Origin of the sequence: Kitasatospora sp. NPDC001540 (assembly GCF_042894345.1) — a bacterium.
In the GTDB taxonomy this organism is placed as follows: domain Bacteria; phylum Actinomycetota; class Actinomycetes; order Streptomycetales; family Streptomycetaceae; genus Kitasatospora; species Kitasatospora phosalacinea_C.
Genome location: NZ_JBIAVO010000001.1, coordinates 572,064 through 586,322 on the forward strand (window position 1 = coordinate 572,064; position 14,259 = coordinate 586,322).

The 14,259-nt window shown below is 73.4% G+C and carries 9 protein-coding genes; 6 read left to right on the forward strand and 3 right to left on the reverse strand.

Features of this window, described 5'->3' with window-relative positions:
• Positions 1 to 2: 2 nt before the first annotated feature.
• Positions 3 to 2,330: a glycosyl hydrolase family 18 protein gene (locus ACFY00_RS02580; RefSeq protein WP_388026420.1), complete on the reverse strand. Its 2,328-nt coding sequence runs from the start codon at positions 2,328 to 2,330 to the stop codon at positions 3 to 5.
• Positions 2,331 to 2,473: 143 nt separating this feature from the next.
• Complete coding sequence (locus tag ACFY00_RS02585) at positions 2,474 to 3,892, reverse strand: MFS transporter (RefSeq protein WP_388026421.1); 1,419 nt, start codon at positions 3,890 to 3,892, stop codon at positions 2,474 to 2,476.
• Positions 3,893 to 3,985: 93 nt separating this feature from the next.
• Between ACFY00_RS02585 and ACFY00_RS02590 the strand changes: the two genes are divergently transcribed.
• The 4 genes from ACFY00_RS02590 (at position 3,986) to ACFY00_RS02605 (ending at position 10,996) form a co-directional block, all read left to right on the forward strand.
• Positions 3,986 to 4,900, forward strand: a complete 915-nt coding sequence (locus tag ACFY00_RS02590; RefSeq protein ID WP_388026423.1) for a LysR family transcriptional regulator — start codon at positions 3,986 to 3,988, stop codon at positions 4,898 to 4,900.
• Between the two features lie 446 nt (positions 4,901 to 5,346).
• Positions 5,347 to 6,441 (forward strand): HoxN/HupN/NixA family nickel/cobalt transporter, encoded by a 1,095-nt coding sequence (locus ACFY00_RS02595; RefSeq protein WP_388026425.1) that lies wholly within the window; start codon positions 5,347 to 5,349, stop codon positions 6,439 to 6,441.
• Between the two features lie 286 nt (positions 6,442 to 6,727).
• Positions 6,728 to 9,190, forward strand: a complete 2,463-nt coding sequence (locus tag ACFY00_RS02600; RefSeq protein WP_388026427.1) for an endonuclease/exonuclease/phosphatase family protein — start codon at positions 6,728 to 6,730, stop codon at positions 9,188 to 9,190.
• A gap of 147 nt (positions 9,191 to 9,337) precedes the next feature.
• Positions 9,338 to 10,996 carry an FAD-binding dehydrogenase gene (locus tag ACFY00_RS02605; protein WP_388026428.1) on the forward strand — a complete coding sequence of 553 codons (1,659 nt, stop codon included), beginning with the start codon at positions 9,338 to 9,340 and terminating at the stop codon, positions 10,994 to 10,996.
• A gap of 28 nt (positions 10,997 to 11,024) precedes the next feature.
• Here the strand turns inward: ACFY00_RS02605 and ACFY00_RS02610 are convergent, their stop codons facing one another.
• Positions 11,025 to 11,522, reverse strand: coding sequence for a DinB family protein (locus ACFY00_RS02610; protein ID WP_388026429.1), 498 nt, complete (start codon positions 11,520 to 11,522; stop codon positions 11,025 to 11,027).
• 95 nt (positions 11,523 to 11,617) lie between these two features.
• Here ACFY00_RS02610 and ACFY00_RS02615 point away from each other — a divergent pair, with 95 nt between their 5' ends.
• Positions 11,618 to 12,382, forward strand: a complete 765-nt coding sequence (locus ACFY00_RS02615; RefSeq protein WP_388026588.1) for an aminotransferase class IV — start codon at positions 11,618 to 11,620, stop codon at positions 12,380 to 12,382.
• Positions 12,383 to 12,505: 123 nt separating this feature from the next.
• The gene (locus ACFY00_RS02620; protein ID WP_388026431.1) at positions 12,506 to 14,128 is read left to right on the forward strand and encodes a purple acid phosphatase family protein; all 1,623 of its coding nucleotides are present in this window, start codon (positions 12,506 to 12,508) and stop codon (positions 14,126 to 14,128) included.
• The last annotated feature ends 131 nt before the right edge of the window (positions 14,129 to 14,259 follow it).

A 14,259-nucleotide genomic window follows, 5' to 3' on the forward strand; every position in this document is an offset into this window, starting at 1 on the left:
CGTCAGCCCAGGCTGTTGTAGATGGTGTTCAGCAGCGTGGAGCTGTCGTCGTCGTTCTCCAGGGCGAAGGCGAACATGCCGCCCAGGCCCTTGTTCTTCGCGTACGCGGCGCGGGCCTGGATGGCCTTCGGGTCGTCACCGGTCCAGAAGTTGGTGCCGTCGTAGACCCAGGTGCTCTCGGTCACCGGGTCCCAGTGGGTGTTCTGGGCGGTGAGGGTGAGCTCGCGCCAGCTGGCCAGGCCGGCCTCCTGGCTGCCCGGCTTGGCCGGGGTGGCGCCGGTGGCCTTCTGGTAGAGGCCGTAGTTGGTGCCGGCCTGGACGCCGGTCCAGCCGCGGAAGTAGAACGGGATGCCCAGGATGATCTTGTTGGTCGGGAAGCCGCCCTTGATCCCGTACTCCGGCAGGCCGGTGGTGTACGCGGCCAGCGTGGTGTCCACGTTGTACTTGGCGGTGCCGGGCGCGATCGGCGTGGTCGGGTCGGCCGGGCTGTCGTGCAGCGGGTCCTGGAGGTTGGTCGGACCGGTGGCGTCCCACGAGCCGTGCATGTCGTAGGTCATGATGTCGGCGTAGTCCAGGTACGCGCCGATCTTGTCGGTCTCGATGTACTGGATCTTGTCCTGGCCGGACGGCAGCGCCGCGGTGAGCAGGAACTTCTTGCCGAGGCTCGCGCCGTACGAGTCGAGCTGGCTGCGGAACTCGGCGAGCAGCGCGGTGAAGTTCTGCTTGTCGGCCGCCGAGTAGTGGTTGCCGGTGTGGCCGCCGGCCGAGCCCGGGTACTCCCAGTCGATGTCGATGCCGTCGAAGATGCCCGCGGCGCTGGCCGCACCGCCGGAGGCGTCACCCGCGACGCCGGTCGGCAGGTTGCCCTTCAGGAACATGTCGATGCAGGAGGAGACCAGCTTCTTGCGCGAGGCGTCGGTGGCCGCCGCGTCGGAGAAGTACTTGGAGTACGTCCAGCCGCCCAGCGAGAGGGTGATCCGCAGGTTCGGGTTCTTCGCCTTGAGCTGGCGCAGCTGGTTGAAGTTGCCCTTCAGCGGCTGCTGCCAGTCGTCGGTGGAGCCGTCCACCGAGATGGCGTTGGTGTAGTCCATCTGGTAGTCGGCGTACGCGTCGGCCGCGCCGTCGCCCGCGTTCGGGTTGTCCTCGTGGGAGGCGTCCGAGGCCTTGACCGCCTCGAAGCAGTTGAGGTTGGTCGGGTGGATGTTCTCGAACGCGTACGAGATCACGTCCAGCTTGGCGCCCGCGCCCGAGGTGTCCACGTTCTTCGGGTAGTAGGCGGCGTCGTACACCGACCACTGGTCGAAGTACGCCGACTTCAGCGGCTTGGCGGTGGCGGGCGCGGCGGCGGTGGAGGTGGTCACCGCGGCGGACTGCTGCGAGGCGTGCCCGGCCTTGTCGTACGCCTGCACGGTGAAGGTGTACGAGGTGTTCGGCAGCAGCGAGGAGATCGCGATGCCGGTGCCCATCGAGGTGCCGACCAGCTGGCCCTTCGACCACACCTTGTAGCCGACGTAGTTGTCGGTCGAGTCGGTCGAGGCGTTCCACTTCAGCACCACCGCGTTGGAGGTGGTCCGGGTGACCGTCACCCCGCCCGGCACGGTGATCTTGCCGTCGCCCGCCGGGCCGTTGCCGGTGCCCGAGCTGGCGCTCGCGGACGGCGACGGGGAGGTGGACGTCGAGGCGGACGGGCTGGGGGAGGTGGAGTTCGACGCGCTCGCGCTCGGGCTCGGCGAGGTGCTCTGCGAGGCGCTGGCGGACGCGGAGGCGGACGGGCTGGTGGTGCCGGTGCCCGGGCCGGACAGCACCAGGTCGTCCGCCTGGTAGGCGCCGGTGCCGTACCAGCCGTGGGTGAACACCGTCACCGAGGTGGTGGACGCGCCCGTGGTGAACGTGGTGCTCAGCTGGGTGTAGTTGGTGGCGCCCGGCGTCCAGGTGGACGCGTTCACGCCGGTTCCGGTGGCGCCCAGGTACACGTAGCTGCCCTTGAGGAAGCCGGAGAGCGTGTACTTGGTGTTCGGCTGGACGGTGACGACCTGCTGGCACTGGCCGGTGTCCGAGGCGGTGGCGTTGCCGTTCAGCGCGTAGGACCCGCCGTGCACGGGGGTGGTGACCACCGAACCGTTGGTGCAGGTCCAGCCGCTCAGCGAACCGGCCTCGAAGTCGCCGTTGGCGAGCAGGTTGACGGTGGCGGCGGAGGCCGAACCGAGCGACAGCGCCAGGGCGGTGGAACCGACCGTCATCGCGGCGGCCACCACGAGGGCGCCGGCCCGGCGACGGGAGGGAGCCCGGCGCGGGGTCGACTCGGGTGCGGGCGTGGCCCGTTCAAGCATGGAGGAACCTCCGGAGAAGTGGGGTTGTCCGGTAGGTGCGGCGGCCGTGGGGACCAGGTGGGAGCCTGCGCGCCTGGGGTGAGCGCGTCACCTAGATTGGACTGGACCATTCGCCCGGGTCAAGGACTTCGGCCCACGAACCGTCAGGAAGCTTTCCGAACAGTCGGTGCGGCGGCTCGGCGGCGCCGACCCGTGCGGGCCAGCAGGAGGGCCGCGGGCAGCGCGACGGCGGCCAGCACGCAGCCCGCGGCGGGGAGGCTGGCGAGGGTGCCGAGGACGGCGACGCCCAGGGCGGAACCCGCCTGGCGGACGCCGTTCAGCGCGCCCTGGCCGGTGGCCGCGTACGCGGGCGGGGCGGTGACGGCCATCGCGGCGGCGGCGCCCGGGATGGAGAGGGTGCCGGTGGCGGCGAGCGCCAGTTCGACGGCGACCAGCAGCGGCAGCGCGGGGTGCGCCCCGCCGCAGAGGACGAGCAGCGCACCGGCGAGGACGCCCGCGCACATCCCGGCCAGCAGGACCGGGCGCGGGCCGTACCGGGCCACCAGGCGGCCGGTGAAGAACGGCATCACGCACACCGGGAAGGCGATCGGCAGCGAGGCCAGCCCGGCCTGCAGCGGGCTCAGGCCGTAACCGTGCTGGAGCCGCAGCGCGAACAGGTACATCCCGCCGAAGTAGGCGAAGCAGGACACCGCCGCCGCGACCATCGCCGCCCGCACCCCCGGCAGGGCCAGCAGCGCGGGCGGCAGCACCGGCGCCACCGCCCGGCGCTCCACCGCCACGAGGGCCGCGCCGCACAGCAGCGCGCCCGCGACCGGCACCAGCGTCAGCGGCGTCCCCCAGCCCTCGACCCCGGCCTCCACCAGCCCGAAGGTGAGCAGGCCGAGCGCGGCGGTGGACAGCGCCAACCCCGGACGGTCCAACGCCCGGGCGGCGCGCCCGGACGGCCGGGGCAGGCGGCGGGCGAGCAGCAGCGCGGCCAGCGCGATCGGCGGGTTGACCAGGAACACCAGCCGCCAGCCGCCCAGTTCGACCAGCGCTCCGCCGAGCACCGGCCCGACCGCGGCGCCCAGGCCGCTGAGCGCCGTCCAGGCGCCGACCGCGCGGGTGCGGCGGACCGGATCCGGGTTCAGGTGGATCAGCAGCGCCAGCGAGGCGGGCACCAGCCCGGCCCCCGCCGCCCCCAGCAGCGCCCGTCCGCCGATCAGCCACCCGATGCCGGGCGCCGCGGCGCAGCCCGCCGACAGCACGGCGAACAGCCCCAGCGCCCAGGCGTAGACCCGCCGGGCGCCCCACCGGTCCGCGACCGCCCCGCCGGCCAGCAGCAGGCCCGCGAAGACGACCGTGTACGCGTCCACGGCCCAGGGCAGGGCCGCGACGGTCGGGTGCAGCGAGGACTGCACGTCGGGCACGGCGACGTTCAGGACCGAGGTGTCGAGCAGGACGAGCAGGTTGCCGGTCGCGATCCCGGCGAAGGTCAGGCCGGCGCGGAGCTTCGCGGGGGCGGGGGCGGGGGCGGGGACGGGTGTCGTGGAGGGGGAGGTGGAGGGGTGGGTCGTGGTCATGTTCGCAGCGTGTCCCGGCGGGCGGGTGGGGCGCGACGCCGGGAATCCGATGCCCCCATCGGAGAGTCCGATGGGGGCGGTTACGCTGCTGCGGTGGACTCCCGTTACCTGCGCGCCCTCGTCGCGGTCGTCGAGCACGGCGGCATCTCCGCCGCCGCCCAGGCCCTCGGCTACGCGCAGTCCAGCGTCAGCGCCCAACTCAAGCGCCTGGAGGCCGACCTGGGCGTGAGCGTCCTCGTCCGGGCGGGCACCGGCGCCGTCCTCACCGAGGCGGGCACCCGCCTGCTCCCGCACGCCCGCGCCGCCCTCGCCCTGGAGGACCAGCTCCGGCGGGCCGCCCTCGGCGACCGGCCCCGGCTCCGGATCGGGGCGCAGGAGTCCCTGGCGCACGCCTGGATGCCCGACGTCCTGGCGGCCTTCGAGTACCGCGAGGGCGGCCGGGGTGCCGGGGCGGACGCCGACGGCGGGGCGGACGTCGAACTCACTGTGGCCAACCGGGCTGCGCTCGAACGGCGGTACGCCGCAGGCGAGTTGGACCTGGTCTTCCAGTACGACAACGGGGTTCGCGCCCTCGGTCCGCATGCCGTCGTCGGCCACGACCGGACCGTCCTGGTTGCCGGGCCCGGCCACCCGCTGGCCCGGCAGGAACGCGTGACGCCCGAGCAACTGCTCCGGTACGACTTCCTGGTCGCCGAGCGCGGGTGCACCTCCGAGATGCTCGTCGACCGCCTCGGGCGGGACCTGCTCTCCGGGGCGCAGGTCACCATGGTGCAAGGCTCCCTGTCCGCCCTCCTCCGCCTCACCGGCCACGGCCAGGGGCTCTCCCTGCTCCCCGCGCTCGCCGTCACCAGGGAACTGGAGGACGGCGAACTCGTCGAACTCCCCCTCACCGCCCCCCTCCGCCCCGTCGCCATCCTCGCCCAGTGGCGGCCCCGCCCGGGCCTCGCCGAGACCGCGCTGCACGCCCTGATCCACACCGCCCGCGGTGCGGATCCGCTGCCCACCTGAGACCCGCCTGCGGCGGGCTCCTGCCCCGCCCGCCCACCCGTGCGCGCCCCGGGTTGGTGCACCGGGGGTTTCGCTGCGCTCGCCGGTGCGCGCTTCGGTCGGGACGGGCTGCGCCGGCCGGAGCGCGCACGGGCAAGTGGGAGCGGACGGCCTCCACCGCTCCCGTCCGCCCCGCCCCGTCCGCCCGCCTCGCTGCCCGCTGCCGCTCTTCCCTTCCACCTCCTCCCTCTCCCTCCGTCAGCCCGTCGCCCCGCCCGTCCCGGCGCGCGTTGGCGGTGGTGCAGGTTGGCTGGTGGCGCACGGGTGGGCGGGCGGACGGGCGGACGGGGGCGCAGCAGTCGTACGCCCCCCGCTCGCAGTTGCACATAACTTGCAATTACATCCCGATAAGCGGAAGGATGGCCCAGCTCAGCGCCCCAACCCCGTCACCACCGGAGGGAAGTCCCATGGCAGCGCCCAGTCGTCTGCGCGACCGGCTCACGCGGGAGGAGTGGATCCGGCTCGCCGGGATGGGCGGGTTCGTCCTGCTCCTGCACGTGGTGGGGTGGGTCACCCTGCTCGCGGTGATCGCGCCGGAGCACTACGACGTGGGCGGGCAGGTGTTCGGTGCCGGGATGGGGCTGACGGCGTACACGCTGGGGATGCGGCACGCCTTCGACGCGGACCACATCGCGGCGATCGACAACACGACCCGGAAGCTGATGGGGCAGGGCAAGCGTCCGCTCTCGGTGGGGTTCTGGTTCTCGCTCGGGCACTCCTCCATCGTGTTCGGCCTGTGCGCGCTGCTGGCGTTCGGGATCCGGTCGCTGGCGGGGCAGGTGGAGTCGGACGACTCGACGCTGCACGACGTGACGGGGCTGATCGGCGTCAGCGTCTCGGGGACGTTCCTGGTGCTGATCGGGCTGATCAACCTGGGGGCGTTCAACGGGATCCTGAAGGTGTTCCGGCGGATGCGCCAGGGCGACTTCGACGAGGCCGAGCTGGAGCGGCAGTTGGACCGGCGCGGGTTCCTGAACCGGATCCTGGGGCGGGTCACCCGGGCGGTCACCAAGCCGTGGCACATGTACCCGGTGGGGCTGCTGTTCGGGCTGGGCTTCGACACCGCGACGGAGGTCTCGCTGCTGGTGCTGGCGGGCGGCGCGGCCGCGTTCTCGCTGCCCTGGTACGCGCTGCTGGTGCTGCCGGTGCTGTTCGCGGCGGGGATGAGCCTGCTGGACACCATCGACGGCTCGTTCATGAACTTCGCGTACGAGTGGGCGTTCTCCAAGCCGGTCCGGAAGATCTACTACAACCTGACGGTGACCGGCCTGTCGGTGGTCGTGGCGCTGGTGATCGGCGTGATCGAGCTGCTCCAACTGGCGTCCGAGAAGCTGGAGATCACCGGCGGCCCGGTCGGCTGGATCGGCTCGCTGGACCTGAACCTGGTGGGCTACGTGATCGTCGGCCTGTTCGTGGTGACCTGGGCCGGGGCGATGGCGTTCTGGAAGTTCGGCCGGGTCGAGCAGAAGTGGTCGGCGGGCCTGCGCGGCGAGCAGGCGTAGCGCGGTCGAGCGGTCGAGCGGTCGAGCGGTCGAGCAGCAGCCAGGAGGGGCGTCCCGGTCGGGGCGCCCCTCCTCGCACGTAGCGAACTGTTCACGCCCGCACCCTTGTCGCGTCAACTTCTACGCGCGTATCTTCTGACCTGGATCTACGCGAGTAGCCCGACAGGTCCGTCCGGACGCCCGGACCGGCCCTGGCAGCCAGCCTCCTGACGAACCCTCAACGCCACCCGGGCGGCCCCAGCGCGGCGCCCGGGCTTCGGTCCTGCCACGAAGGAGCCCCGCAACGGTGCCCAGCCCCACTCCCGCCCGCCGCTCCCACCGCTCCCACCGCTCCCGCCGCACCCTGCTGCGCGTCGCCTCGACGGCCGCGGTCGCCGCGTCCCTGGTGGCCGTCCCGCTGCCGGGTGCGTTCGCCGCGCCGTCCACCGGGGTGGTGATCGCCGAGGTGTACGGCGGCGGTGGCAACTCCGGTGCGACGCTGAAGAACGACTTCATCGAGCTGGGCAACCCGTCCGGTGCGGCCTTCGGCCTGGCCGGGTACAGCGTGCAGTACCTGCCGGGCAGCCCGAGCGCCTCCAGCCAGTGGGGCGTGACCGCGCTGAGCGGGTCGGTCGCCCCGGGCGGGCGCTACCTGGTCGCGGAGGGGGCGGGCGCGGGCGGCACCGTCGCGCTGCCAGCCGCCGACGCGAGCGGCAACCTGGCGCTGTCGGCGACCAGCGGCACCGTCGCGCTGGTCAACGGCACCGCCGCGCTGACCTGCAAGACCGCCGCGGACTGCGCGGCCGACCCGCGGATCGTCGACCTGGTGGGCTTCGGCACCGCCGCGGTCCGCGAGGGCAGCCCGATAGCCGGGGCGTCCAACACGGCCTCGGTGGCGCGCGGCGCCTCGCTCGCCGACACCGACGACAACGCCGCGGACCTCACGGCGGGCGACCCGACGCCGACCAACTCCAGGGGCGAGAGCGCGGGCGGCGGTTCCACCACCCCGCCCACCACCCCGCCGACCACCCCGCCCGTCCCGGGCGACCTGCGGATCCACGACGTCCAGGGCACCACCCGCGTCTCGCCGAAGAACGGCCAGACCGTCACCAACGTCCCGGGCGTGGTCACCGGCGTGCGCGGGTACGGCACCAAGGGCTTCTGGATCCAGGACCCGAACCCGGACGCGAACCCGGCCACCAGCGAGGGCCTGTTCGTCTACACCGGCTCCGCCACCCCGGCCGTGAAGGTCGGCGACTCGGTGCTGGTCACCGGCAAGGTCAGCGAGTACTACCCGAACAGCTCGGGCGGCTCGCAGTCGGTCACCGAGCTGACCGGCCCGAAGACCACCGTGCTGTCCTCCGGCAACCCGGTGCCCGCGCCGGTCGTGCTGGACGCCGCGAACATCCCGGCCGCCTACGCCCCCGACGCGGGCGGCGGCTCGATCGACGCGCTGCCGCTGGACCCGGCGAAGTACGCCCTCGACTTCTACGAGTCGCTGGAGGGCATGAACGTCCAGGTCGCCGACGTGCCGGTGGTGCAGGCCACCGACAAGTACAACGAGCTGTGGGTGGACGCCAGTTCGGCCGACCCGCGGACCGGCCGCGGCGGCGTGGTCTACCTCGGCTACGACAAGCCCAACAGCGGGCGGATCATGGTCCAGTCGCTGCCGCCGCTGACCGAGGTGCCGTTCCCGGTCGCCAACGTCGGCGACGAGCTGACCGGCGCCACCGCCGGCCCGCTCGACTACAACCAGTTCGGCGGCTACACCATCGCCGCCAACACCCTCGGCGCGGTCAAGGACAACGGCCTGCAGCCCGAGGTCGCCGACCGGGCGCTGCCCAGCGAACTCTCCATCGCCACCTACAACGTGGAGAACCTCGACCCGGGCGACGGCGCCGCCAAGTTCGCCGAGCTGGCCAAGGGCGTCGTCACCAACCTGCGCTCGCCCGACATCGTCGCCCTGGAGGAGATCCAGGACGACAACGGCGCGGTCAACGACGGCACCGTGGACGCCTCGGAGACGATCAAGGCCTTCGTCCAGGCCATCGAGGCGGCCGGCGGCCCGTCCTACGACTGGCGCTCGATCGACCCGGTGGACGGCAAGGACGGCGGCGAGCCCGGCGGCAACATCCGCCAGGTGTTCCTGTTCAACCCCGACCGGGTCTCCTTCACCGACATCCCCGGCGGCACCGCCACCACCGCCGTGGACGTCACCGGCACCGGCAAGCGCACCGCGCTGACCGCCTCGCCCGGCCGGATCGCTCCGAACGACGAGGCCTGGAACTCCAGCCGCAAGCCGCTGGTCGGCCAGTTCAGCTTCCACAACAAGCCGGTCTTCGTGATCGCCAACCACTTCAACAGCAAGGGCGGCGACCAGGGCGTCGACAGCCGCTTCCAGGCCCCGACCCGCTCCTCCGAGGTGCAGCGCGTCAAGCAGGCCACCCTGGAGCAGGCGTTCGTCGCCAAGCTGCTCGCGGCCGACCCCGGCGCCCGGATCGTCTCGCTCGGCGACTTCAACGACTACCAGTTCTCGCCAGCGCTGCAGACCCTCACCAAGGACGGCGTGCTGCGCGACCTGGTGAACGACCTGCCCGAGAGCGAGCGCTACTCGTACGTCTACCAGGGCAACTCGCAGGTGCTCGACCACATCCTGGTCAGCGGCGCGTTCAAGCCGCAGCACGTGCGCTACGACGTGGTGCACATCAACAGCGAGTTCGCCGCCCAGGCCTCCGACCACGACCCGCAGGTGGTCCGGGTCAAGCCCTGACGGCCCCCGCACCCGGCAGCCCCCGCCCGGCCCGGCGGGGGCTGCCGCCTTTCCGCCGCGCCCCGGAAGTTACCGGTGGGTTGACCGGGAGGCCCGCAGGCCGGAGGATCATGGCACCCCCGAGCCAGGTCTGGAAGGACGCCCCGCATGGCCTACGACGCCGACGCCATCGTGATCGGAGCGGGCCTCGCCGGCCTGGTCGCCACCGCCGAACTCGCCGACGCAGGACGGAAGGTGCTGCTGCTGGACCAGGAGCCCGCCGGGTCGCTCGGCGGGCAGGCGCACTGGTCCTTCGGCGGCCTGTTCCTGGTCGACTCGCCCGAGCAGCGCCGGATGCGGATCAGGGACTCCCGCGAACTCGCCTGGCAGGACTGGCTGGGCACCGCCGGGTTCGACCGCCCGGAGGACGCCTGGCCGCGCCGCTGGGCCGAGGCGTACGTCGACTTCGCGGCCGGGGAGAAGCGCGCCTGGCTGCACGGGCAGGGCGTCCGGCTGTTCCCGGTGGTCGGCTGGGCCGAGCGCGGCGGACTGCTGGCCTCCGGGCCCGGCAACTCCGTCCCGCGCTTCCACATCACCTGGGGCACCGGCCCCGGCCTCGTCGAACCCTTCGCCCGCCGGGTCCGCGAGGCCGTGAGGGCCGGACGGGTCGAACTGCGCTTCCGGCACCGCGTCACCGGCCTGGCCGCGAGCGCGGGCAGCCTGGACACCGTCAGCGGCGAGGTGCTGGCCCCGTCCGCCGTGCAGCGCGGCGAGGCCAGCTCCCGCGAGGTCGCCGGGCACTTCGAACTGCGCGCCCAGGCCGTGATCGTGGCCTCCGGCGGCATCGGCGGCAACCACGACAAGGTCCGCGCCGCCTGGCCCGAGCGGCTCGGCACCCCGCCCGCCAAGCTGCTCTCCGGCGTCCCCGCGCACGTCGACGGGCTGATGCTGGACGTCGCGGGCGCCGCGGGCGGCCACCTGGTCAACGGCGACCGGATGTGGCACTACACCGAGGGCATCGAGAACTGGAACCCGATCTGGGCCAGGCACGGCATCCGGATCCTCCCCGGTCCGTCCTCGCTCTGGCTGGACGCCACCGGCGAGCGGCTGCCCGTCCCGCTGTTCCCCGGTTTCGACACCCTCGGCACCCTCGAACACATCATGCGCACCGGTTACCAGCACACCTGGTTCGTGCTCACCCAGAAGATCATCGAGAAGGAGTTCGCCCTCTCCGGCTCCGAACAGAACCCCGACCTCACCGGTCGCTCGATCCGCCAGGTCCTCGGCCGCGCGCTGCCCGGCGCCACCGGCCCGGTCGAGGCCTTCAAGCAGCACGGCCCCGACTTCGTGGTCGCCGACACGCTCGAGGAACTCGTCCGCGGGATGAACGAGCGGCAGGGCGACGCCCCCGCCATCGACGGCGCCGCGCTGCGCCGCGAGATCGAGGCCCGCGACCGCGAGATCGCCAACCCCTTCAGCAAGGACCTCCAGGTCACCGCGGTCCACGGCGCCCGCCGCTACCTCGGCGACAAGCTGATCCGCACCGCGAGCCCGCACCGCCTGCTCGACCCCAAGGCCGGCCCGCTGATCGCCGTCCGCCTCAACATCCTCACCCGCAAGTCCCTCGGCGGCCTGCAGACCGACCTCGACTCCCGCGTCCTGCGCGCCGACGGCACCGTCCTGGACGGCCTCTACGCGGCGGGCGAGGCCGCGGGCTTCGGCGGCGGCGGCGTCCACGGCTACCGCTCGCTGGAGGGCACCTTCCTCGGCGGCTGCCTCTTCTCCGGCCGCGCCGCGGGCCGCGCGGCGGCCGCCGCCACCGCGTAGCCCGCCGCGGCGGGCCCGGTCCGGCGCCTCAGCGGCCGGTGGTGCCGTCGATCTGCTCGCGCAGGATGTCGGCGTGGCCCGCGTGGCGGGTGGTCTCGCCGGTCATGTGGGCCAGCACCCAGCGCACCGAGCGCGGCTCCCCGGCCACCGGCGCGGCGGTCGGACGCGACGGGTCGACGCCGTGGAGGATCGCGTCGCTCGCCGCGCAGGCCTCCCGGTAGTCGGCCAGCACCCGTTCCGCCGGCACGTCCTCGGGCACGGCCATGCCGAAGTCGACGTCCCGGTACTGCTCCTGGCCCGCGACGTGGTACCCGAACCAGTAGCGTTCGGCGTCCGTCAGGTGCCGCACCAGCCCGAGCAGGTTCGTCCCGGTCGGCACCAGGACGCGGCGCAACTGGTCCTCCGTCAGCCCCTCGGTCTTCTTCAGCACGCACTCCCGGGCGAAGCCCAGGAACGCGAGCGCGGTGTCGAGCTCGCCGCCGTCGGCGAGGGGGACGGGGCGGCGCTGGCTCTCGATGGTCGTCATCCCGCGAACCTAACCGGGCGCCCGCCCCTCCCGCACCGGGTTTCGGGTGCGGGACGCGGATCACCGAGAATGGGGGCGTGAGCGGACGAGGCGCGGTGGCGGAGTTGGACGGGCGGCCGGTGTCGGCGGCGCAGTTGCAGGTGCTGGCGCTGACGAACTACGGGCACTTCACCACGATGCTGGTGGAGGACGGCCGGGTGCGCGGGCTGGGCCTGCACCTGGAGCGGCTGGAGCGGGACTGCGCGGCGTTGTTCGGGGTGGTGCCGGACCGGGAGCGGGTGCGGGAGTTCGCCCGGCGGGCGGCCCCGGCGTCCGGGGCGGTGGCGGTGCGGGTGACGCTGTTCGACCCGGCGATCGACCTGGGCAGCATCGGGGGCCCGGCCCAGCCGCGGGTGCTGGTGACGGCCCGTCCGGTGGGGAGCGGGGCGCCGGGGCCGATCCGGGTGCGGACGGTGCGGTTCGAGCGGGAGCTGCCGGAGGTGAAGAGCGTGGCGCTGTTCGGGGCGCTGCGGCAGCGGCGGCTGGCGCAGCAGGCGGGGTTCGACGACGCGCTGTTCGTGGACCGGGACGGCGCCGTGACCGAGGGCGGGACGTGGAACGTCGGGTTCCTGCGCGGGGGCGAGCCGCTGTGGCCGCGCGGGGCGTACCTGGCGGGGACGGCGATGGCGCTGCTGCGCGGCGCGTGCGGGGGCGCCCAGGAGCGGGTCGGGCCGGAACTGGCGGGGGTGGAGGCGGTGTTCGCGACCAACGCGGCGGTGGGGGTGCGTCCGGTGGCGGCGGTGGACGGGCGGGCGTTCGACACCGCGGGGGTGGCGCGGCTGCGCGAGGCGTACCTGGCGGTGCCGGGGGAGCGGCTCTGAGTAGCCGCCGGGGGCGGTTTTACCATCCCATGGTCGGATCATGTGCGGAGCCAGACCGACACGATGACGGTCGTTCACCGACCATCAGGGCCGCGGCCACCGGCCGCTGACAGTCTCCCGCGCATGGATATCCCGAACATGGGCGTGCCCACCGCGCTCGCCGCCCGCATGAGCATGGCCGAGCAGCACGAGTACCTGCGCAGCAAGCTGTCCCGCCGCACCCTGCTGCGCTCCGGCGCGGTCACGGTCGGCGCACTGGCCGTCGGCGGGGCGCTGGGCTCCGGCACGGCGTTCGCCGACCCGGCCGCCAGGACCGGCAGCCCGACCGACGGGGTGACCGGCTCGCTGGTCGCGCCGGTCGGCCGCCACCTGCAGTTCGGCGCCGACGCGGGCACCCAGATGCGGGTGTCCTGGCAGGTGCCCGCCGCGGTGAAGAAGCCGTTCCTGCGCTTCGGCCGCCACCCGTGGGAGCTGAGCAACAAGATCGAGGCCGAGGTGCGCGCCCTGCACACCCCGGCGCTCACCCCGACCGGCACCCCGGTCGACCAGTACTACCTGCACGTGGAGCTGGACCACCTGCAGCCGGGCACCACCTACTACTACGGCGTCGGCCACGAGGGCTTCGACCCGGCCTCGCAGCAGGCGATCTCCACCCTGCAGACCTTCACCACCGCGCCGTCCCGCCACGGCCGTCACAACCGTCCGTTCGAGCCGTTCACCTTCACCGCCTTCGGCGACCAGGGCGTCTCCGCCCACGCGGCGGGCAACGACAACGTGATCCTGGCCCAGAACCCGGTCTTCCACCTGCACGCGGGCGACATCTGCTACGCCGACCCGATGGGCCAGGGCCTGGACGGCGACAAGTCGGCGTACAACGCGCTGACCTGGGACGCCTTCCTGGCGCAGACCGAGCCGGTCTCCGCGAAGGTCCCGTGGATGGTCTCCTACGGCAACCACGACATGGAGGCCTGGTACTCCCACAACGGCTACGGCGGCGACGACGCCCGCTTCACCCTGCCCACCAACGGCCCGGACCCGCGCAAGGCCCCCGGCGTCTACGCCTTCACCTACGGCAACGTCGGCGTGATCTCGCTGGACGCCAACGACGTCTCGTACGAGATCCCGGTCAACTTCGGCTACACCAACGGGCAGCAGACCCAGTGGCTGGAGCGCAAGCTGCGCGAGCTGCGGGCCGACGAGACGGTCGACTTCGTCGTGGTCTTCTTCCACCACTGCGCCTTCTCCACCACCCACCAGCACGCCTCCGAGGGCGGCGTCCGCGAGGCCTGGGTCCCGCTGTTCGAGAAGTACCGGGTGGACCTGGTCGTCAACGGCCACAACCACGTCTACGAGCGCACCGACGCGATCCTCGGCAACAAGGTCAGCAAGGCCGTCCCCAGCGGCGCGACCCTCGACCCGGAGAAGGACGGCGTGGTCTACGTCACCGCGGGCGCGGCCGGCCGCAGCCTCTACTCCTTCGACGCCCCCGACACCTACGAGGGCCACGAGAACCACCAGGACGAGGTCGTCACCTACCACTTCGAGAAGGGCGCGGTGAAGGCCCCCGAGACCGTCGCCTGGTCCCGGGTCCGCTACACCGGCTACTCCTTCATCAAGGTCGACGTCACCCCGGCCCACCGCGGCGCGACCACCACCATGCAGGTGACCGCCCTGGCCGAGAACGGCACCCGGATCGACCACTACTCGATCGCCCGCCGCGCGGGCCGCACCACCCGCGGCCACTGACGGCAGGACGGACCCCGCCCCGGCCCCCGGGCCCCCCGGGGGGGGGGGGGGGGGGGGGGGGGGGGGGGCGGGGGGGGCCCCCCCCCCGCGGCGCCGGGGGGGGCGGGGCGCCCGGCGGGGGTGAGGCGGGG